Genomic DNA, 20,608 nt, shown 5'->3' on the forward strand with positions numbered 1-20,608 from the left:
CTTAATAGAAATACTACATATCTTTATCACATCAACCTAGTCTGGATCGCAGCTCATTCAGTTATTCGGACTTGGGAAAGACTAATGTTGTGCATACTAACTTAGATATTAGGTAAAATAATATCTGTTTAAACTTACAAACCAAAATCACTATTCACTGAAGTTGAACTAATATGGTTGTCGATATATTAAAAATTTGTATTACCGGCCGATGCAACCGATTGCGGAAATTGCAAACACCCTATCCAGGAGCATACCTTCCGTTACAAAACAGCTGAATGGTTTGTTGACAAAAGACATCATCGTCGAAAAAGGATATGCCGCATCTACCGGGGAGAAAGGCTATTCAATATATGTTAAATGAAGACTTACCTCATATTGTCATCAGTATATCGATTGACCAGTTTTACACTTCAATAGCATCAACGAATTTAAGAGCGGAGGTACTTTGCGCTGAAAATAACATTCCAATTGATCTAAAGGATCCAAAAGCTTCGAACTTAATTATAGACGGCCTGGCTCATTTTCTTTCAACACATCAAATAAATACGCAATTGATTATAGGCATCGGAATTAGTATGCCCGGATTTGTCAATTCTGAAACTGGACTAAATGAATCATATAACGAATATTCTCCCTTATACAACATCCGTGAGCAAATTGAGTTTAAATTCAATATTCCTGCTACTATAGACAATGATTCCCGTTGTGTTGCACGGGCTGAGAAAAATTCGGCGCAGCACAAGCTTCTCAACATTCGCTGGTTATTAATCTTAATTGGGGTGTTGGTCTAGGTATCCTTATCAACGATGATATATTTAAGGGAACTTCAGGATTTGCTGGCGAATTCAGTCATATCCCGCTTTCTGATACATTGACATTGTGTTCTTGTGGAAAAAGAGGATGTCTCGAAGTCGAAGCGTCCATTAGTGCCGCTATTCGCAATATTCAAAATGACATCAAAAAGGGTGAATATTCAATTTATGAAAAACTTGAAGGGGAACATAACAATAAAATTGAAGCACTCATAGAGGCCGTCAAAATCGGAGATCAAGTTGCCATTAATAACACGGGAAAAATCGGTTATTTACTAGGAAAGGAATATCCACACTAATTCATATCCTCAATCCTCACAAAATAATCATAAGCGGAAGGGGGCTGAGATAGGTCAAATATTAACACCGCATATCCAAGTTGCTATCAATGAATACAGCATTCCAAAAATTGCAAAAGAAACAATGCTCAGTATCTCCAACTTGCACAAATGCGCTCAACAACTGGGTACAACAGCATTGGTAATCGAAAAATATATAGCACGCATAATAAACTAATAATTTACACAAATACCTAAAACATGAGTCTATTTTACAAAAGAACTGCCGGATTGGCCTTATGTACACTATTTAGTGCCACATCCCTTTACGCGCAGCAAAGCATTACTGGAATTGTTTCAGACGCTAATGGGCCTATCTCTGGGGTGACCGTAACAGTAAAGGGAACGACAAAGGGTACACAGACAATCGCCAATGGATCTTTTACTATTCAAGCTGCCCAAGGTGAAACATTAAGAATTTCAATTGTTGGATACAAAACACAAGAAATTGTCGTTGGATCAAATAAAGCGATCAATATTACATTGACCTCCGATGCAGCGGCACTCGATGAAGTCGTTGTAACAGCGATGGGCATAAAACGCGAATCTAAGGCCCTGGGATATGCGGTAAGCAATATTAAGGCTGATGAAATTACAAAAGCCGGAAATACCAACTTCGGTTCGGCGTTATATGGTAAAGCACCTGGCGTAAAAATTACCACCGCACCCGGTGGTTCAGCCAGTGCTGTAAATGTGCAGATTCGTGGTATTAATTCATTAAACTACCAACGCCAACCGCTTTACGTTGTGGACGGAATTATTATCCGAAACGATCAACAAAATGGTGCCGCCGGGGCCAACAACAACAACTTCGATCGCGATCAACGAATCCGAGGAAACGGGATGCTGGATATCAATCCTGCAGATATTGATAACATCTCCATTTTAAAAGGTGCAGCTGCCAGTGCATTATATGGTTCGGATGCTGCAAGTGGGGTGATTGTGATTACAACAAAAAAGGGAACAAAAGGACGTGGTCTAGGAGTCGATTTTAATTATACTGGATCATTGAGCGCGCAGCGTTTTTACCAAAATTTCAAAATGAATATGGCCCAGGCTATGATGCAGGTATCAATGTTACCAATGGCGCTACTGCAGAAGGTTGGATTCTTGATCCTAAATCCCCGAGCGGCCGGAGACCTTACTTTAGATCCTACGCAAGTTTTGGTCCAAAATTTACGGGAGAAGACGTCCTGTGGTGGGATGGTCAGGTTAGACCTTATGTCGCACGCAAAAACAATTACTATGATGTCTTCGACAAAGGATACAACTCCACCGCAAACGTTGGAATATCAAATCAGACTGAAAAACTCAATTATCGTTTGAGTGCGACCCGTATGGATTACAAAAGTACCAGTCCTGGAAGCAAACAAACAAAAACACGTTTAATTTAAATAGTTCCTAAAGCTAAGTAACCGTTTATCCACTGATATCGTAGCGAATTATATCAACACCAATACACATAATAGAACATATTTATTGGGTCAGGTACTTGGTAGTTTTGACGGCTTCTTCAGTCGAACTGAAGATATGGCCGCTATGAAAAAAGCGTATCAAACATCAGATGGTTATAAGTATTCTAAATTAGGAACAGGACGACCAGAAGATTTTATCTACACGATGCGTGCATCAAATCTATTGGATTATTTCTGGAATCAATATAAGAACAGTTATGATGAAGTTGAAAACCGTATCTTAACCAGTGCTACATTAAACTGGGATGTGGTTGATCACCTCAAATTCAGAGGTAGAATAGGAAATGACTTTACGTCAGCAACCAGTACAAATAAGCAGTATACTGAGAATGCAACAAAGTACAATTCGCCATCAAGCAGCACGGGAGGTTATTCAACCACCAAAGGAGCCTACTCAATTTTATATGGCGATTTAATGATGACATATAGCAATAAGATCAATGAGAATTTCGACTATTCTGCTAGTGTTGGTTTTCAATCTCGATCAGAAAATTATGATGATCAATCATCAAGCACCGCTTCCGGACTTGTAACTGAGAATTGGTTTAGTTTAAGTAATAGCTTAGCGCAGGCAACCACGACGAATGCTCGAAAAGAAATGCTTAAATACGCTTACTTTGGTTCATTAAACATTGGTTACAAAGGCTTTGCTTATCTAGACGGAACATACCGTTCAGAATATTCATCAACTCTTCCTACACAAAACAACAACTATCAATATGGTTCCCTTAGCGGTAGTTTTATTTTTAGTGATGCATTTAATATCAAATCCGACAAGTTTACCTATGGTAAGTTACGTGCTTCATATGGTATCGTAGGTAATGATGCGGCTATTTATGAGGCAAATATCGCCTACACTCAAGCTCCTTTATTAACTGTGAATGGCGCTATACCAGCATTAACCTACAAAAATCGATACGGTAATCTAGATCTCAGACCAGAGAGGAAATACGAAATGGAATTCGGTTTGGAATTGAAATTTCTAAAAAATAGATTAGGACTAGATGCTAGTTATTACAACAACTACATCGAAGATCAAATTCTTGGGTTGACAACACCTGCATCAACAGGAGCGACATCTCAACTCCTCAATATTGGAAAAATAGCCAACCACGGTTTAGAACTATCTATTAACGGAACACCTATCCAAAATGAAAATTTCACTTGGACTTCTAGACTAAATTATTCTTTCAATCGCTCTAAAGTCAAAGAACTATTGTCTGGTGTTGACGAATTGGTTTTTTATTCGGCTGATGCCAATTCATTAAAAATTACGGCAAAAGCAGGAGAAACTTTGGGAAATATCTATGTATACGATATCGCTAAAGACGCCAATGGCAATAATCTTATTTCGGATGAAGGATTCTATGTAATGGATAAATCCAAATACAAAATGGTCGGCAATATTATGCCTAAAGCGATTGGTGGATGGACGAATACCTTCAATTATAAAAACTTTAGCTTAGATTTCACGGCTGATTACCGTTTTGGTGGTAAAATGGTCTCTGAAAACCTTAAATATGGAATGGCTTCGGGGCTTTATGAGAATACGCTTCCATACAGAGAAAGTGGCATTACACTCCCAGGTGTTAATGCGAACACAGGAAAACCAACGATGTACATTTAAGCGGGGCAGAATACTATTTCAACACGTTTAACTGGGGCGATGATTCTTGGTCTGAAAAAGGTGCGGTCTATGACAATAACTTTATCAAATTAAGAGAACTCACCATTGGATACCAGATACCGGACAGTTTTACAAAGCGTATCAAAATGAACAATCTTAGATTTTCATTAATTGGAAGAAATCTATTCTATTTCTATAGAACATTGAAAAATCTCGATCCGGAAGCTCCAGTAGGAAATGCATGGTGGGCTCAAGGTGTCGACGTAGGTTCTTCTGCCGCTACAAGAAGCTTTGGCTTTTCATTACACGCTAATTTTTAATCACTTTTTACTGAAATCATGAAAAAATATTTTTTACCATATTTACACTGGCAACTGCATTGACCTCTTTGGTGGGTTGTAAAAAACAATTGGATGAAAAATTTCAAAATCCAGATGCTACTGAAAAAGCCAGTATTTCAGCGTTCTTTGCTGAATTGTTAAATAATGACCGAGTGAGACCTTCCTATTGGCATTATAGAACCTTCATTTTATCAAATCAGGCAATCTATACACAAACCGCATCATTTATCCCTTCTAACTCAATGTATCAGCCAAATGATGGTTATTCATATGATTATTGGGTAGATTTCTATTCGCCGGGTGTATTGGGTATTTACAGAGCGATGAAAAAGCCTATGCCGCACTTCCTATAGAAGAACAAGCCAATGCCAAAATTATCTTACAAGCAGCAAAAGTAGTTGTCGTAGACGAAGCTTCGAAGCTAGTAGACAACTATGGCGATATTCCGTTCAGCGAAGCTGGTAGCCTGCCTGCAACAAATGTGATCAAACTTCCAAAATTTGATGAGCAAAAAGAGTTGTATTATCAATTTATATCAGATTTAAAAGAGATAAACAATTATTTCGGCACCGTAGAATCTAATCCAGAATTTGCAAAATATGACATACTAAACAGCGGTAATGTTAGCAAATGGAGGAAATACACAAACTCCTTGAGACTTCGTTTATTAATGCGAATCTCCAATGTTGATGAAGCCAAAGCTCGCACAGAGATTTTAGAGATCCTAAATAATCCAAGCCAATTCCCGTTAGCAGATGGAAATAATGTCGGCAGTTACGATCCAAAAACAGAAGATATCCTTTTAGCGCCGTTGACAAACTATACGGGTACATTAAGACAAGGGCTGATAGAGGGGCCTAATCACTATGCTACTGATCATATGTTAAACAAGGTGATGTTACCATCAAAAGACCCTCGTATTCCAGTATTCTATGACAAATTTGGGGTAACCGTAAATAACAAATTTATACCGAACAAGGAGTATAAAGCGATGCCGATTACCTTCACGTCTACTGAAATGGAAAAGAACTATCAAAGTTATTCTGTTTTGGACTCCACAACATTTGCTGACAATAAAGAACTTCCTGGCATTGTATTTTCTGCCAGTGAAACCAACTTTATTAAAGCTGAAGCTCAATTAAGATGGGGATCGAGCGCAACAGCAAAAGAGGCTTATAACACTGCCTTAAAACAGTCCATATCTTTCTACTACTATTTGAACAATATAAATAAGTCTGGTTTAAAAACCGAAACTAAACCTGCTGAAACTATAATCAATGATTTCATTGACAAATCCACGGTAACATTCACAGGTGATAAAAATAAAGACCTTGAGTTAGTCTATACACAAAAATGGCTACACTATGGTTTTCTACAGGCACAGCAAGCTTGGTCTGAATTAAGACGGACAGGCTATCCAGTTTTAACCTTTCCGGTAGCCGGACTTGTGAACTTTGCAAATCCACCTATGAGGTTGAATTATCCTTCTTCTGAAGTCTCAAACAACAGTAAAAATTATGAGGCTGTGAGGGCAAAAGACACAAGAACAACCAAAATTTTCTGGGACGTCAATTAATCGACACTACATCTACCAAATAGAAAGCCACTCTCGGGTGGCTTTCTTATGTTCATTTTCATTATATTTATACATGCAAAAACTGACAACCATTATATCAACCGCACTACTGGCAGCAACGGCTACATTTGCCTTTGGACAAGCACACAATGTATCGGGTGGCTACCAAAAACCCACAGACCCCTTAGTGATCGAAAACCTCGAACAATGGCAGGACATGAAATTCGGTCTTTTCATGCACTGGGAACCTACAGTCAATGGGGAATTGTTGAAAGCTGGAGTATCTGTCCCGAAGATGAGGGCTGGACACAACGCAAACCAGAGCATGGCAAAACCTACTTTGAATACCTCAAGAATTACGAAAATCTGCAGACAACATTCAACCCGACAGATTTCAATCCTCAAAAATGGGCCGACGCAGCAAAAGCAGCCGGAATGAAATATGTGGTCTTTACAACCAAACATCATGATGGATTTGCAATGTTCGACACCAAAGAATCAGATTATAAAATTACTTCTACCAAAACACCTTTCTCCTCCAATCCCAAGGCAAATGTGACCAAAGAAATCTTTAATACATTTCGCAACGACGGGTTCAAAATCGGAGCCTACTTCTCCAAACCAGATTGGCACTCCGAATACTATTGGTGGCCCTATTTCCCACCAAAGGACAGAAATGTAAATTATGACCCGAAAAAATATCCTGAACGTTGGCAGAAATTTAAAGATTTCACCTACAACCAGATCAATGAACTAACGTCGGAATATGGTCAAGTGGATATTCTATGGTTGGATGGTGGACAAGTACGTCCCTTAGAAACTGTAGACAAGTCAGTAGACTGGCAGCAGACGATCAAGGTGGATCAAAATATTGACATGGACCGTATCGGTGGTATGGCCCGAAAAAATCAACCAGGTCTTATCGTGGTAGACCGTACTGTTCCCGGAAACTGGGAAAATTATGTGACACCCGAACAGGCTATCCCTGAACATCCATTGGATATTCCTTGGGAAAGCTGTATTACTATGGGAGACTCCTTTAGCTATGTTCCCAATGACAATTACAAACCAACAAAGAAAATCGTCGAAACGCTTGTCAAGATTATTTCCCGTGGTGGCAACTATTTACTTAACATCGCCCCAGGCCCCAAAGGTGACTATGACCAAGCAGCATATGATCGTCTAAATGAACTATCAGCTTGGATGAAAATCAATCAAAGCGCAGTATATGCAACACGTACCGTTGCCCCTTATCATCAAGGTGACTACTATTACACCAGAAGTAAGGACAGCAAGATCGTCAATGTATTTCACCTTTCAGCGGGAGACGCTTATCAACAGCCTAATGAATATGTCTTTCAGGTACCCGAAAATTTTAAGGTAAAAAAATCACAATTTTGGGCCATAAAGGCCGATTGGATTGGTCGCAACGTGATAACCAGATCACCCTGAGAAGCCCAAGCACAAGATTTAACTATGCTACCGCGATTCAATTGCAAAGCAAATAATAAAAAAGCAGCTGATGTAATTCAGCTGCTTTTTTATTATCCGATAATGATGATCGACTTCAGGTATTTGCAAAGGCTTTCATTTGCCTATTGAAAACAAACAAATACAAATCGTCACGATCTCAATCCTCAATTGATATCCGAATAACTAAAAACACTAGCTATAAAAAAACAGCACTTGTGAACCTAGCAGCACATACTAACCGAATGAAACAAATAACCTTATTTTTAGCAATATTACTCCTAACATTTTATTCATGTAAAAGCTATAAGCCCCAGATAATCTCGTCCCAGCAGATCTTCCAAGAGGGACAGGTCAGTTTCAAACAATGCCATGCCTCGACCATACAATCCATCGGCAAAGACAGCCTCCTGGCCTGCTGGTTTGGTGGTACACATGAATCCAATCCCGATGTGGTCATATGGAGTTCTCATTATACAAATGGCAAATGGCAACCAGCAGTCCAAATCGCAGATGGGATTCTTGCAGACAAGCGTTATCCAACCTGGAACCCTGTACTCTATCAACAGCCAAAGAACGATACCCTCTATTTGTTTTATAAAATCGGTCCTAATCCACGCGAATGGAGAGGCTACGTCAAATATTCCATAGACAAAGGTCATCGCTGGTCTGCAGCACAGGCATTACCCGATGGTATTTTGGGTCCAATCAAAAACAAACCATTTACATTATCTAATGGGGATATACTATCCCCTTCCAGTACTGAATCAAAAGACGAAATCTGGAAAGCACATATGGAAATCAGTCACGACCACGGCAAAACCTGGTCTGTTCATACAATTCGGCCTGACACAAGTATTCAAGTCATTCAGCCGAGTATTGTTCAACATAAAGATGGCCGCCTCCAGGTACTCTGTCGCAGTAAAGAAAATAAGGTAATGAGTGCTTTTTCCTCTGACCATGGCAACAGTTGGGGACCTTGGAAGGCGACCAACCTGCTTAACCCCAACTCGGCTACTGATGCCATTCGATTGAAAAATGGACTATTTATGATCGTATACAATCCAGCAATCGCTGGGAATGACTGGTGGGAAGGACGCACAAAACTCCATGTCGCAACGTCCCATGATGGTCTTCACTGGCATGATACACTAACTTTGGAAGATGGTGTCAAAGGAGATGAATATTCTTATCCGACCATTGTACAGGATAAAAGTGGTCTAATACATATCACTTACACGTGGAATAGAAAGAGTATCAAGTATATCCGATTAAAATAAGTCATCAGTCTGTAGCGAATTAGGCATCATTACGTTATGCTATAAAAACTAATTATGACCCCATTAAAAAAATCTTTTTTCTTGTGGCTTCGCTCGTTTTTATCAGCTGCTCAAAGGAAAATCCGAAAAAATAACACAGCTTGAGGGAAGTTATTCAGGAATATTTACTGCCTATAACAAAAGTAGTGAAGAAGCAGTCACAGGAGAAGTCATCGTAAAATTTAAAGCGGATAGTTTCTTTTCCTCCGCAAATAATAACAGACATCCAGCTGGTGGCTCAGGAACCTTTGAAATTTTTGACAACAAGATTATTTTCAAGGATCAAAATGCTTGGACAGCAGAGTTCGATTGGGGATTGATATTGGCTCATGAATACAGCTATATCTTGAAGAGTAAAGAGCTTACTTTGACAAAATCTAACAAGTACACTACCTATACCTATAAGCTAAAGAAGGATTAATTAATAATCCTTCTTTAGTTCCATCTCCCCTTTCAGTCGAATATCATCGGATGATGTACCTACGAGCAATTTGAATTTCCTTTTTCTGTTTTCCAGGCATTAGTTGCATTCCACAGTTTGAGGTCTTCTTTGCTCAACTGGAAAGTATACCGCTCTTTCTTTCCTGCTGGAATAGCTCTACGTTCAAATTGTTTTAACTGCATAATGGGTGTTACTACCGAACTGACTTCATCGACAACATATAATTGTGCTACCTCGTCGCCAGTCACACTACCCCTATTTTCGACATCAAAGGATACTGTACAGACAAAATCATCTGCGCCTTCGGTCAGTCCCACCTGTAGGTTGCTGTATTCAAACTTACTGTAACTTAACCCATAGCCAAAAGCATACAAAGGTTTGGCGGACATCTCCACATAATCATGATGTTTAGGTTTTGTATGATTATAATGTACCGGAAGTTGACCCACAGATCGTGGTACAGAAATCGGTAACCGGCCGGCCGGATTATAATCACCAAACAAGACATCAGCAATGGCTAATCCCCCTCCTGCCCGGGATACCAGGCATTCACAATTGCAGGAATATGCTCGGCGGCCCAATTTAGATTAAGCGGTCTTCCCATAATGGTCACCAACACCACAGGCTTGCCTGTTGCCTGATCGCTTTCATAAGTTTTAGTTGATCGCCCATCATATCCAACGAAACACGGTCAAACCCTTCACCACTTTCCATATCACTAACCGTATTGGGATCTACATTCGCCGCTCCAGTTGCCTGGTAGGAAGTTTTGAAATCCCGTGCACTGGAACCGCCGAGAATCAAAACCACAGCATCGGCTTGCTGTGCTGCTGCCACCGCAGCCGCAATATCAGAATTTGTCGTGTCACGGATAGCGCAACCTTTACATAATCAACTTGCGTACCTTTACCTACCGCTGCGCGAATGCCTGTCAATACCGTCTGTATCTTACCATCAGCCTGTGGAGCCGTATAGTCCCCAGTTGATTGTAAGCATTGTCGGCATTCGGTCCGATAACCGCAATGCGTTTCAACGATTTGCTTAATGGTAAGATATTTTTTCATTTTTAGCAAGATAATAGATTCTCTAGCAACCGCTCTGGCAACAGATTTATTCTGCGCGGTGGCAACTTTCTGGATCACCTGCTTCTCGTCTACATAGGGGCGATCAAATAGCCCCAGATTAAACTTCATCCGTAATACACGGGCTACTGCAGTATCTAATACAGCAGGCTCCACTAGACCTTGTTGCACAGCTTTTAAAAGATGCGGACCATATCCCGATCCGCTCAGGTCAACATCCAATCCCGCATGTATACTTTGCGAAGCAGCTTCCTCCGCTGTAGCGGCTGTCGCATGTCCCCATTAAGGCCGGAGATGCTCAATAAATCGGATACCACAAATCCAGTAAAGCCCCAATCTTTACGGAGAACATCTTTTAACAACCAGGGATTTGCGGAGCATGGTATTCCATCAATACTATTATAAGCTGTCATGACCGAACCTGCGCCAGATTTAACTGCCTTTTCGAAAGGTGGTAAAAATAGTGTCTTAGACTCCGTTCACCAAATGATACCGATTCACCGTTGTGTCCACCATCTGGTGCAGCATACGCGACAAAGTGTTTTAATGTACCAATGATTTTATCCTGTTGTCCAAGTTTCTCACCCTGAAAACCACGGATCATTGCAGTTCCCATCTTGCCCGTTAAATAAGGATCTTCGCCATAAGTTTCTTCTGTCCGCGACCAGCGTGGATCGCGCGCAAGATCCAGGACTGGCCCATAACCATTTTTACCCCCGACAGCGTAGGTTTCCAGCGCTATTGTTGATGCCATACGTTGAATCAGATTTGGGTTCCAGGTACTCGCCTGTCCTATTGCCGTCGGAAATACCGTAGCACCGATAGCCATATGTCCATGTGGAGCCTCTTCCGACAGCAGTAATGGGATTCCCAAACGGGTACTATCCAGCATATACCGCTGAATGGCGTTGGTCGCACGTGCAGCTTCAATCGGATTAAGACCATTCAAGAGTGTTTTTTGCGTCCAGGGATCAGCACGCAGTGTTGCCCACAACAACCCGATGTGCTGCTCTTTGACCGCTTTCTTTAATTTGTCGCTCACCCCTACATGCTTCCCCTTCTTCTCATACATTTCCCATCCAAGCAATTTGCTCAGCTGCCCCACCTTCTCCGCTACGGTCATTCGCCCCAAAAGATCATTGACACGTTGTTCGGTAGTGAGACGGCTATCCTTATAAGGCAATTGTTGCGCTTGGAGTTGTGGATAAAGCAATGTTGACATCGCTGTCAAAAGTAATATTCGGAGTTTCATTTAGTTTAAAGTTAACGGAGTTATGCAACCGGTTTCCAAAAGACTAAAATAAGGATTTAAAGATAATAATCAAGATAATTTTTCTGTTATAGAAATTTAAGTAATAGCGTCAATAGAACCAATCAACTGCCAACATTTATGCAGTAATTAATAATGATTTTCAATATGAATATTCAAAATTATGGTGAATATGGTTAAGAGATCAGTAGCAAACATGTATAAATTACGAAACCGCTTCTGATATAGTAAATTCAGCAATGCATTAAAAAGATTATTAACCGTTCTTAACATGTACAATTCATAGCATGTAAAAAGAGATCGTTTACATCCCTAAATAAAAAAGACGGCAAGCCGTCTTTCCATTCAGGTGTTATAGGAATGCTACTTATTTTTTTCTTTACTTTTTCCTTTAAAATAATATTCCATGGGAATAATATTAGCCATGGGATTGTTATTTCGATAGGTTAAGACCAAATAATCTCCGTCCACAAGGACACCATAGCTTTCGTACTGATCGCTATCAGCAAACTTAATGCTCTTTTTCTCTTTGTCATAGGTAAAAGACCGTTCAGACTTTCCATCTAAAATAGACTGTTCAAAGGTTTCCTTATTGGCTCCACAAAGCTCTTTTCCTGGCTGCAGCTTTAATTTTTGAAAATCATTGCCAAAAGAAAAAGAATAATTATTATCCTTTTCGCAATCTTCCGGTTTATAATGATACAGCTCATCTTTCGTATCACTCGTAGAAAATGCGGGAACCCAATCGTAGGCTTCCAATTGTTTTTTCACATCCTCTGGCGCTATTTTTTCTGGACTAATGGTATCCTTACTGCAACTGCAAAACAAAATCAAGACTAGAATTCCGTTAAATAATTTATTCATACTGGTTCTCATTTAGTTATAATTTCATAACGTTTCAATATAGCTGGCCGCTACAGCGCACAGATACTTTTTAACCAAATAGATAAAAAATAGTTATTTTTGAATAAGCTCGTCCTGTGGACTGTCCGCAGGCAACGCACAAATCTAAACGGAGTAATATATGGCTAAGAAATCACCAATTAACCCTCGTCTTTTTCCAAAAAATCATCTCATCAAAAACAGAATAAAAATGTTAATAACAATGTTAATTAACTGAATATAAGAATCATTTTTGTTAATAACATTCCAGCAATTTGAAGTTTTTGACGAGGAAAAGAAACCAGTTAAAAAAAATTGTACTGATCACTAAGGGTAAAGTGAAAGTTAGCTGTCATAGAGATAAAGCTTAATCAATATGAAACTAACATCAATCTTAATAATTGCGCTGGCGACTCAGGCCACGCAATCACTTGCCCAGGCACAAGATTCGACGAAGACAAACCGACGGGTCGTGACCGAGACTGTTAAAGGTACTATCCTGGACAAAAACACAAGACTTCCGATTATTGGTGCCACTATTGTACTGTCCTCCAATGGTAATACAAAATCTGTGAGTACAGATCAGCAAGGCGAATTTAGGCTGCTGCAAGTTCCTGTAGGACGCCAGGTCCTACAAATACGCATGGCAGGCTACAGGCAGGAAGAATTATCAGAGTTGCTTATTACCTCAGGGCGCGAGAATGTACTCAACATTGAAATGGAACCACAGGCAAACACGTTGAACGAAGCTGTCGTCTACGCCAATACGGGAAAACAACCTTTAAATCAAATGGCCATGACCAGTGGACGCTCATTTTCACCTGAGGAGACCAATCGATATGCTGGCGCTTTTTTGACCCCGCAAGAATGGCACAGAGTTTTCCCGGAGTCGTTGCTGGAGGTGATGACAATGAGATAATTGTGCGTGGAAATTCGCCTAAAAGCCTACAGTGGCGATTGGAAGGGATCGAAATTGTAAATCCCAACCACTTTGGAGCCGAAGGAGCCGCTGGTGGTGGTATCAGTATGCTCAATACGATGGTTTTGGGAAAATCTGATTTCTATACAGGCGGACTGGCCGCTGAATACAACAACGCGATATCGGGGTGTTTGACCTTAGATTTAGAAAAGGAAATACCGATAAACGCGAATACACATTCAATGTCGGCGTGTTGGGGGTAGGTGCAACGTTAGAAGGTCCTTTCAAAAAGGGAGCGATGCATCGTATTTAATCAGCTACCGGTACTCCTCATTGAGTCTATTGGAAAAAGTAGGTGTAAAAGTCTCGGATACCGGTATCCCAAAATATCAGGATCTCTCCTTTAATTTTGTATTTCCAACCAAGAAAGCTGGAACATTTTCGCTGTTTGGGATTGGCGGCCTCGGAAAAATAAAGGAAACTGCCAAACGCAATTTCCAAGAATGGGAGGAACGAACAGATGCGCAGGACATGAACTTGGGATTTAACGCTGGTAGTGCCGGGCTAAAACATCAATATATCGCTAATGATCGATTGTATTTCACCAATATTATTTCGGCATCAGTCAGCCGCAATTCCAATAAAACAGATACCCTGACACAGGATTATGTCACTAGCCTATATCACAAAGATAAATTTACAAATACCGCAATCCGTTATGCTGGAAGCCTCAATTATAGAGCCAGCAGCAAAAATACGATCCGTGCAGGTATCAATGCCAGCCTGCTTCGCTATGATCTCTATGCGCTAACCTACGATACCGAAATCGCGGCATTAAAAGAAAGGATCAACGAAAATGGAAGTACCAGTACGTATGACGCCTTTGCACAACTCAAAACTGAGTTATCCGACCGTCTGACCTTAAACACGGGTGTACATGCCAACTATTTTGCCTTAAGTAAAAGCTGGACTGCAGAGCCCCGATTGGGATTAAACTGGAAGGTCGCTCCAGACCAGACGGTATCCTTTGGTACCGGACTTTACAATCGTTTAGAACCCTCAGCTATTATTTTGCCAAGAGCGGAACCGGACAAAATACAACAGATAATACCGCGCTATCTCCTACCAAGTCTGCTCAGGCTGTCATTGGATATGAAAAGAATCTGAGTCGTACACTCCGGGTTAAGACCGAAGTCTATTATCAACATTTATATAATGTCCCGGTTTCTTCAGATCCAGCAATGAATTTCTCCCTGCTGAATGTGTCAGATATTTCGGCAATTGGTACATCGACCTATCGTCAACTCGTCAATAAAGGTACAGGCAGAAATTATGGCGTTGAGTTAACGGTTGAAAAATCACTTAGCAAAGGCTATTATTTTATGGCCACCACTTCGGTATTTGATTCCAAATTCAAAGCGCTCAATGGGAAAGAATACAATACAACATTCAATACACGCTATGTCGGTAATCTATTATTGGGAAAAGAATGGACAGTAGGAAAGAATAAAAATAACCTATTTGGTATGAATGCCAAACTGATCTATGCCGGTGGAAGAAAATACTCTCCGGTATTGGAAGATGAATCCTTGCGTTTAGATGAGGAAATCATTGATCAAAGCCGGATTAATACCTTAACTGCCGATCCTTATATTCGACTTGATTTTTCATCGACCTATCGAATAAATCGTAAAAGGTGAGTCATCTCCTTATTCTGGATATTCAAAATATCCTCAATAGAGAGAACACTGTCGGGATGCATTACAATTTCAGCAAACGTATCATCGAGCCACAAAAATGGACCGGTATCATACCCACCATTAACTATAGGATCGAATTCTAAACGCTGTATATAACAGCACTTACAAAGAATTGATACGAGAGCCCATTCCCAACTGGGCTCTTTATATTTACCCTATAGTCCATTCTCTGAACGAAAAATATTTCCTTTAAAATCATAAGCCTTTTCGCATTGTAATTCCTAGAGAATACTTCGTTATTGAAGGCTATTGTTACGAAAACGATTGCGAGGAAATGACAGAATCGTTCATACTGAATGCTGTAAATTCACAGTACAGAAAATTCATTTTTTCATCCAATTAAATCTAACAAAGCCTATGATCAAGATCCAAAACGCATCCGTTGCGAAAAATCGCTGGGTGCATGCGGCAATCCCATTATCCTGCCTGTTGGTCGTATCCAATCTGGCAACTTCCCACGCCGCCCCGTTGGCCCCTAAATTTACACACAGCAAGCTTTCGCTAGCCATACAACAGAGTTCCATCCAAGGCAAAGTCGTAGATAGTGAAGGTAAGGCCATAGCAAACGTGACGATCCAAATCAAAGGAACCAATCAAGCCACATCGACTAATGCAACCGGTTCATTTGAACTCAATAGCCAACAGAAAGATGTCACTTTAGTGGTAAGAAGTATTGGTTACAAAACCATCGAAACTGTTGCTCATGCCGGTTCACCCTTAACAATCACCCTGGATAAAGAATCAAAAGGGCTTGAAGAGGTTGTTGTCGTTGGTTTCGGTACGCAGAAGAAGGAGAATGTGACAGGTTCGGTCTCCTCTGTTCAAATGTCTGAAGTCCTGGAAAGCAGACCCGTTACCTCCCTATCTGCGGGTTTAGCAGGTCAGGCTCCCGGTCTGTATGTCAATCAAGGTTCAGGCCGTCCGGGTAGCGATGGCGGTACTCTTCGGGTGCGTGGTCAGGGTACATTAAACAATGCGAATCCACTTGTTGTGATCGACGGCGTGATCGGTGATATGAACCTGATCAACCCGCAGGACGTCGAAAGTATGTCGGTATTGAAAGACGCTGCTTCGGCTTCTATCTATGGTTCACGCGCAGCCAATGGTGTCATTCTCATCACGACAAAAAGGGAAAGATCGAACAGTTTAAGGTTACCTATAATAATTATTTCTCCAGCCAGAAACCATCCAATACCATCCAAATGGTTTCCAACTATGCCAATTATATGGAGCTGATTAATGAAGGCTACAAAAATGGCGATCCGAATGCAAAACCTACATTTTCACAGGAGAAAATAGATCTTTGGCGACAAAATTCAGGACAAGATCCTTTGAAATATCCAAATTCAGACTGGGTGTCTGAACTCTTTCAGAATAAGATCAGTCAAAACCACAATCTGTCTTTTACAGGTGGAAGTGAAAAAATCAAATTCTTTGGTTCCTATGGTCTACTGAACAATCCCGGCGTTATTGAACAGGCTACCTACAAACGTCATACGGGTCGCATTAACCTAGAAGCTGATGTAAAGCCTTGGCTTACGCTGGGAGCGAATATCAATGGAGTCGTGTCAAAGACCGATATCGGCACCAATATCATTGATGATGTATTTACATTTGCGGGCGCTAGTACACCGGGTATGGTGCTAAGGGCTCCAGATGGCCGATTTGGTTCGCCCAGCAATCCGGAAGAGAACCCTCAATCCAACAATGTGCTCCACCGCCTGTATGCTCAAAGGGTAATATTAATAAAAATCGCTTTGTATCCCGCTTTTATGGAAAGTTAAAGCCTATTGAAGGCCTTTCTATCGAAGGATCATACACCTACACTTATGATGACGATTTTATCTATTCACAACCTGTGTTCAACGATCGTTGGGACTTCTTGACTAATACAGTCGCCATTGCAGGCACTGGACGTTCCTCTGTTACCAACGAATCCGTTAAATCATACCGTTATTATATGGATGGCGTTGCCAAATACAAGAATAAGTTATTTGAGAAATTAAATTATGAAGTGATGGTGGGGGCCAGCCAGGAATATTTTAAAGATGGCTGGTTTGCGGCATCCAAAATGGATCTCGTTGATCCTTCTCTGACGGTATTAAATGCGGCGACAATGGATGCTTCGGCCTTAGGGAACACCACGGATTGGGCCATGCGCTCCTTCTTTGGGCGGCTCAACCTTTCTTGGGATGACAAATACCTTTTGGAAGCCAATCTCCGTACCGACGGTTCATCCCGCTTTATGACCGGAAAAAGCAGATGGGGACCTTCCCTTCGGCATCCTTCGGTTGGAAGATCTCTTCGGAAGAGTTCTACGATGTCAAATGGATGCCGAGTCTTAAGTTCCGCGCCTCCTATGGCGCATTGGGTAACAATGGTACTTCGGATGTATCCTTCCGCAGGGATGAACAGCTCACAGGAGCAAATAAAATCAACAACTACGAATATCAGACACTGTACAATCCGGCCAACTACGTCCTGAACAATCAACTCTATGTCGGATTTGCACAGACGGTGTTGAGTAACCCGTTTTTGACTTGGGAAAATACCTATATCCTGAATGCAGGTCTGGATTTTGACCTTTTCAACTACAAATTGAATGGTTCAATTGATGTTTTCAATAAAGTAACAAACAATATCCTGATTGACCTTCCAGCGCCTTTAGTTGTCGGAAATGCCACCATACCACGTACGAATGCAGCAAAAGTTCGCAATAATGGTATTGAGCTTAACCTCAACTACCGTGATAAGATTGGCGATGACTTCAAATTCAATATCGGTGGTAACTTCACCTTCATTGACAATAAGGTGGTCAAATTTAAAGGCAACGACCGATCTATTTCAGGAGCAAATCTTCTACAGGAGGGCTATGCCATCAACACGCAGTATATTCTGTTGACCGATCGCATCTTGCAGACAGACGCAGATATGCAACTCGTGCAACAAATGATTGACAATGCGCCTATTGATCCAAATACGAATCAAAAGTAAATCCATTTGCGTCCTATGGGACACCAAAAAAGGTGATTTACTCTATAAGGACGCCAATGGCGATGGTATCATTAACGACAATGATCGGGTACCTGTCGGACATGGTACAGCACCGAGGATCACTTATGGTTTTAATATGGGATTTGATTATAAAGGTTTTGACTTTTCGGTTTTCCTACAGGGTAATGCAGGCAATAAGGCTATTTGGATAGATAATTATTACACGCCAACTGTACGTTGGGGCTACCAGATCAACCAGGAAATCGCGGATGGCAGATGGACAGAAGGAGCTACTGATGCTAAATATCCCCGACTCTTGCCATATACAGATACAAGAAACACCAGAAACAGTGATTTTTGGTTACAAAACAAAGCTTTTATCCGTGTAAAAAATATTCAGCTCGGTTACACGATCCCGAATGAAATTACCAAACGGATACAGGTACAGAATCTACGTGTTTTTGGATCACTGGAAAATTTCTGGACGATTACCAGTTACAAAGGATTCGACCCTGAGGTGAGTGGCACCAATTACCCAACAATGAAACAGGCTGTCTTCGGTCTTAGTTTAACATTTTAAGTTGTCAAATATCATGAAAAAGATTTCCCTACTCATAGCTGGATGCATTGCATTATCATCTTGTTATAAGCTCGATACAACACCCTACAGTCAGGTCAGCGCCGATACATTCTGGCAAAATGAAGACCAGGCACTCGCAGGCATATTAGGTTGTTATAATGATCTCAAGAAGGAACCGACCTTCGGTTTACAATTTTCTTATGATGGGCTCAGTGATATTGGACTGGGCTATGATCCTCCAGGGCTGGGCGAAGTCATCAGCGGTACATTTACAGACCGCTCATCCATTGTCGTAGATAGGTGGCAGGCCGGATATGACCTGATCCAACGCTGTAACCATGCCATCGCCCATATTCAGCCGATGACCATAGATAAAGCTAAGCAGGAAGGGTTTATTGCCGAAGCAAAATTTCTCCGTGCGCTGATGTATTTTCAATTGACAAACCTCTATGGAGCTTTACCGATATATGACGAGACGGTTGATCTGAACAGAGATTTTAGTTCACTCAAAAATAGCCGATCTTCCGTTGAAGATGTCAAGAAATTCATTCTTGCGGACCTCAACTACGCTGTCGATAAATTACCTGTAACCTATGAAGCAAAACACTATGGCCGAATTACAAAGGGCGCAGCCTATGCATTAAGAGGTAAAGTAGCCCTGTACAATAAAGATTGGACTTCGGCAATCCGGGATTTTGAAGAAATTGTCTATAACAAAACCAACAACTACGGTTATAGCCTCAGTGCTAATTATGCGGCATTGTTTACCATGGAAGGAGACCAAGCTCCTGAGATGATCTTTGCCATACAGAACATGGGCGGAACAGGATTTCCTTATGGGATGCCTATGGCCTGGTATATGGGGACAAGAGCAACTTTTGGCAGTGACTGGAACAACTGTATGCCAAGCACGCGGCTTGCAGACCGTTATGAAAACCGGGATGGTAGTCCTTTCAACTGGAATGACCATTTCCCAAATTATAACACAGACAATGCCGTTAAAAAGCAAGCGATGGAATCCACTCAATCCGGCGGTGTGCTGACTAAAGTACCTGACACCGCCAAGCTACGTCAGATCTATGCCAACCGGGATCCACGGTTGAATCAGACACTTATTGTACCTTATTCACACTATTTGGGCTGGAACGCCAACAAAGAGCGTGACATGCAATTTATTCTTGCCACAGGGGTAAATGAAAATTTTGGGCAGATCCGTAATAATCGGGGCTGGTATACCTACCTATGGCGCAAATTTGTACCTGAAGGTAACCTGAAAGGAGCGATTACGGATCGTACCCATACACCGATCAACTTCCCGATCCTTCGTTTGGGGATGTGTTATTGATGCTCTCCGAAGCCTATAATGAAACCAATCAGCTGGACAAGGCAATCACGGAACTGAATAAGGTACGTGCACGTTCAAAAATGCCGGGTTTAAACAGCGGCAGTTCATTCCTGGTTGTGAACAGTAAAGCGGAAATGAGTAAACGCATCCAACAGGAACGCGCCGTAGAACTCGCGGGTGAGGGTTGGCGTTATTTTGATCTCAAGCGTTGGAATTTATTGGAAGAAGTGTCGAAGGGCTTTATTGAAAAAGGTATTACAGGTGATAATCTCGTGACCAGAGGGTATCAACCCCGACATAAGCTTTGGCCAGTACCGGGACAAGAAATAGAGATGAATGCGGCTCTTCTGCCACAAAATCAAGATTGGTAAAC

The 20,608-nt window shown here is 41.2% G+C and carries 19 protein-coding genes and 4 pseudogenes; 17 read left to right on the forward strand and 6 right to left on the reverse strand.

Features of this window, described 5'->3' with window-relative positions; translation table 11 throughout:
* Nucleotides 1-353 precede the first annotated feature (353 nt).
* From KUH03_RS13945 to KUH03_RS13980, 8 genes and pseudogenes are all read left to right on the forward strand, one after another.
* Nucleotides 354-1,114, forward strand: a pseudogene (locus tag KUH03_RS13945) (ROK family protein).
* Nucleotides 1,115-1,354: 240 nt separating this feature from the next.
* Nucleotides 1,355-2,479: a carboxypeptidase-like regulatory domain-containing protein gene (locus KUH03_RS13950; RefSeq protein WP_257094157.1), complete on the forward strand. Its 1,125-nt coding sequence runs from the start codon at nt 1,355-1,357 to the stop codon at nt 2,477-2,479.
* A 204-nt stretch (nt 2,480-2,683) separates the two neighbouring features.
* Nucleotides 2,684-4,255 (forward strand): TonB-dependent receptor, encoded by a 1,572-nt coding sequence (locus KUH03_RS13955; RefSeq protein WP_257094159.1) that lies wholly within the window; start codon nt 2,684-2,686, stop codon nt 4,253-4,255.
* A 146-nt stretch (nt 4,256-4,401) separates the two neighbouring features.
* A complete protein-coding gene (locus KUH03_RS13960; protein ID WP_257094161.1) occupies nt 4,402-4,575 on the forward strand; it encodes a hypothetical protein in 174 nt (57 codons plus the stop codon).
* Nucleotides 4,576-4,634: 59 nt separating this feature from the next.
* Nucleotides 4,635-4,949, forward strand: a complete 315-nt coding sequence (locus KUH03_RS13965) for a hypothetical protein (RefSeq protein ID WP_257094163.1) — start codon at nt 4,635-4,637, stop codon at nt 4,947-4,949.
* On the forward strand, nt 4,874-6,172 hold the full coding sequence (locus KUH03_RS13970) for a SusD/RagB family nutrient-binding outer membrane lipoprotein (RefSeq protein WP_257094165.1): 1,299 nt from the start codon (nt 4,874-4,876) through the stop codon (nt 6,170-6,172). The genes KUH03_RS13965 and KUH03_RS13970 overlap by 76 nt, the downstream gene beginning before the upstream one ends.
* 207 nt (nt 6,173-6,379) lie before the next feature.
* A complete protein-coding gene (locus KUH03_RS13975; protein WP_257094167.1) occupies nt 6,380-7,624 on the forward strand; it encodes an alpha-L-fucosidase in 1,245 nt (414 codons plus the stop codon).
* A gap of 236 nt (nt 7,625-7,860) precedes the next feature.
* On the forward strand, nt 7,861-8,922 hold the full coding sequence (locus KUH03_RS13980) for an exo-alpha-sialidase (RefSeq protein WP_257094169.1): 1,062 nt from the start codon (nt 7,861-7,863) through the stop codon (nt 8,920-8,922).
* 519 nt (nt 8,923-9,441) lie between these two features.
* On the opposite strand, the gene KUH03_RS48605 is transcribed toward KUH03_RS13980, so the two are convergent.
* The 6 genes and pseudogenes from KUH03_RS48605 to KUH03_RS14010 all read right to left on the reverse strand — a co-directional run bounded on the left by KUH03_RS48605 (nt 9,442) and on the right by KUH03_RS14010 (nt 12,619).
* Entirely contained in the window at nt 9,442-9,792 is a 351-nt protein-coding gene (locus tag KUH03_RS48605; RefSeq protein ID WP_373564814.1) for a fibronectin type III-like domain-contianing protein, read from the reverse strand.
* 15 nt (nt 9,793-9,807) lie between these two features.
* A pseudogene (locus tag KUH03_RS48610) lies at nt 9,808-10,007 on the reverse strand (glycoside hydrolase family 3 C-terminal domain-containing protein); the annotation flags it as partial.
* Between the two features lie 5 nt (nt 10,008-10,012).
* A complete protein-coding gene (locus KUH03_RS13990; protein WP_257094172.1) occupies nt 10,013-10,240 on the reverse strand; it encodes a hypothetical protein in 228 nt (75 codons plus the stop codon).
* On the reverse strand, nt 10,204-10,707 hold the full coding sequence (locus KUH03_RS13995) for a hypothetical protein (RefSeq protein WP_257094198.1): 504 nt from the start codon (nt 10,705-10,707) through the stop codon (nt 10,204-10,206). Before KUH03_RS13995 ends, KUH03_RS13990 begins: the two co-directional genes overlap by 37 nt.
* A pseudogene (locus KUH03_RS14005) lies at nt 10,692-11,737 on the reverse strand (glycoside hydrolase family 3 protein). Before KUH03_RS14005 ends, KUH03_RS13995 begins: the two are co-directional and overlap by 16 nt.
* A 381-nt stretch (nt 11,738-12,118) precedes the next feature.
* Nucleotides 12,119-12,619 (reverse strand): hypothetical protein, encoded by a 501-nt coding sequence (locus KUH03_RS14010; RefSeq protein ID WP_257094204.1) that lies wholly within the window; start codon nt 12,617-12,619, stop codon nt 12,119-12,121.
* A 394-nt stretch (nt 12,620-13,013) separates the two neighbouring features.
* On the opposite strand from KUH03_RS14010, the gene KUH03_RS14015 reads away from it, so the two are divergent.
* The 9 genes and pseudogenes from KUH03_RS14015 (at nt 13,014) to KUH03_RS14055 (ending at nt 20,606) form a co-directional block, all read left to right on the forward strand.
* Complete coding sequence (locus KUH03_RS14015) at nt 13,014-13,556, forward strand: carboxypeptidase-like regulatory domain-containing protein (RefSeq protein WP_257094205.1); 543 nt, start codon at nt 13,014-13,016, stop codon at nt 13,554-13,556.
* A gap of 2 nt (nt 13,557-13,558) precedes the next feature.
* Nucleotides 13,559-13,819 (forward strand): hypothetical protein, encoded by a 261-nt coding sequence (locus tag KUH03_RS14020; RefSeq protein ID WP_257094208.1) that lies wholly within the window; start codon nt 13,559-13,561, stop codon nt 13,817-13,819.
* A 70-nt stretch (nt 13,820-13,889) separates the two neighbouring features.
* Nucleotides 13,890-14,723 carry a TonB-dependent receptor domain-containing protein gene (locus KUH03_RS48615; RefSeq protein WP_373564719.1) on the forward strand — a complete coding sequence of 278 codons (834 nt, stop codon included), beginning with the start codon at nt 13,890-13,892 and terminating at the stop codon, nt 14,721-14,723.
* A 74-nt stretch (nt 14,724-14,797) separates the two neighbouring features.
* A complete protein-coding gene (locus tag KUH03_RS14030; protein ID WP_373564720.1) occupies nt 14,798-15,256 on the forward strand; it encodes a hypothetical protein in 459 nt (152 codons plus the stop codon).
* 417 nt (nt 15,257-15,673) lie between these two features.
* A complete protein-coding gene (locus KUH03_RS14035; RefSeq protein ID WP_257094210.1) occupies nt 15,674-16,552 on the forward strand; it encodes a carboxypeptidase-like regulatory domain-containing protein in 879 nt (292 codons plus the stop codon).
* The gene (locus KUH03_RS14040; protein WP_257094211.1) at nt 16,543-17,100 is read left to right on the forward strand and encodes a hypothetical protein; all 558 of its coding nucleotides are present in this window, start codon (nt 16,543-16,545) and stop codon (nt 17,098-17,100) included. The genes KUH03_RS14035 and KUH03_RS14040 overlap by 10 nt, the downstream gene beginning before the upstream one ends.
* A 478-nt stretch (nt 17,101-17,578) precedes the next feature.
* Nucleotides 17,579-18,310: a TonB-dependent receptor domain-containing protein gene (locus tag KUH03_RS48620; RefSeq protein WP_373564721.1), complete on the forward strand. Its 732-nt coding sequence runs from the start codon at nt 17,579-17,581 to the stop codon at nt 18,308-18,310.
* Entirely contained in the window at nt 18,276-18,890 is a 615-nt protein-coding gene (locus KUH03_RS14050) for a hypothetical protein (protein ID WP_257094213.1), read from the forward strand. The genes KUH03_RS48620 and KUH03_RS14050 overlap by 35 nt, the downstream gene beginning before the upstream one ends.
* 13 nt (nt 18,891-18,903) lie before the next feature.
* Nucleotides 18,904-20,606: pseudogene (locus tag KUH03_RS14055) on the forward strand (RagB/SusD family nutrient uptake outer membrane protein).
* The last annotated feature ends 2 nt before the right edge of the window (nt 20,607-20,608 follow it).

The sequence above is a fragment of the Sphingobacterium sp. E70 genome (genome assembly GCF_019285695.1).
In the GTDB taxonomy this organism is placed as follows: Bacteria; Bacteroidota; Bacteroidia; order Sphingobacteriales; family Sphingobacteriaceae; genus Sphingobacterium; species Sphingobacterium detergens.

What these genes read in the sequence shown, in the direction of transcription:
- KUH03_RS13950 (WP_257094157.1), top strand. Translation starts at nt 1,355, where the DNA reads ATGAGTCTATTTTACAAAAGAACTGCCGGATTGGCCTTATGTACACTA.
- KUH03_RS13955 (WP_257094159.1), top strand. Translation starts at nt 2,684, where the DNA reads ATGGCCGCTATGAAAAAAGCGTATCAAACATCAGATGGTTATAAGTAT.
- KUH03_RS13960 (WP_257094161.1), top strand. Translation starts at nt 4,402, where the DNA reads ATGAACAATCTTAGATTTTCATTAATTGGAAGAAATCTATTCTATTTC.
- KUH03_RS13975 (WP_257094167.1), top strand. Translation starts at nt 6,380, where the DNA reads ATGGCAGGACATGAAATTCGGTCTTTTCATGCACTGGGAACCTACAGT.
- KUH03_RS48605 (WP_373564814.1), bottom strand. Translation starts at nt 9,792, where the DNA reads ATGTCCGCCAAACCTTTGTATGCTTTTGGCTATGGGTTAAGTTACAGT.
- KUH03_RS14010 (WP_257094204.1), bottom strand. Translation starts at nt 12,619, where the DNA reads ATGAATAAATTATTTAACGGAATTCTAGTCTTGATTTTGTTTTGCAGT.
- KUH03_RS14015 (WP_257094205.1), top strand. Translation starts at nt 13,014, where the DNA reads ATGAAACTAACATCAATCTTAATAATTGCGCTGGCGACTCAGGCCACG.
- KUH03_RS14030 (WP_373564720.1), top strand. Translation starts at nt 14,798, where the DNA reads ATGAATTTCTCCCTGCTGAATGTGTCAGATATTTCGGCAATTGGTACA.
- KUH03_RS14035 (WP_257094210.1), top strand. Translation starts at nt 15,674, where the DNA reads ATGATCAAGATCCAAAACGCATCCGTTGCGAAAAATCGCTGGGTGCAT.
- KUH03_RS14040 (WP_257094211.1), top strand. Translation starts at nt 16,543, where the DNA reads ATGGAGCTGATTAATGAAGGCTACAAAAATGGCGATCCGAATGCAAAA.
- KUH03_RS48620 (WP_373564721.1), top strand. Translation starts at nt 17,579, where the DNA reads ATGGGGACCTTCCCTTCGGCATCCTTCGGTTGGAAGATCTCTTCGGAA.
- KUH03_RS14050 (WP_257094213.1), top strand. Translation starts at nt 18,276, where the DNA reads ATGCGCCTATTGATCCAAATACGAATCAAAAGTAAATCCATTTGCGTC.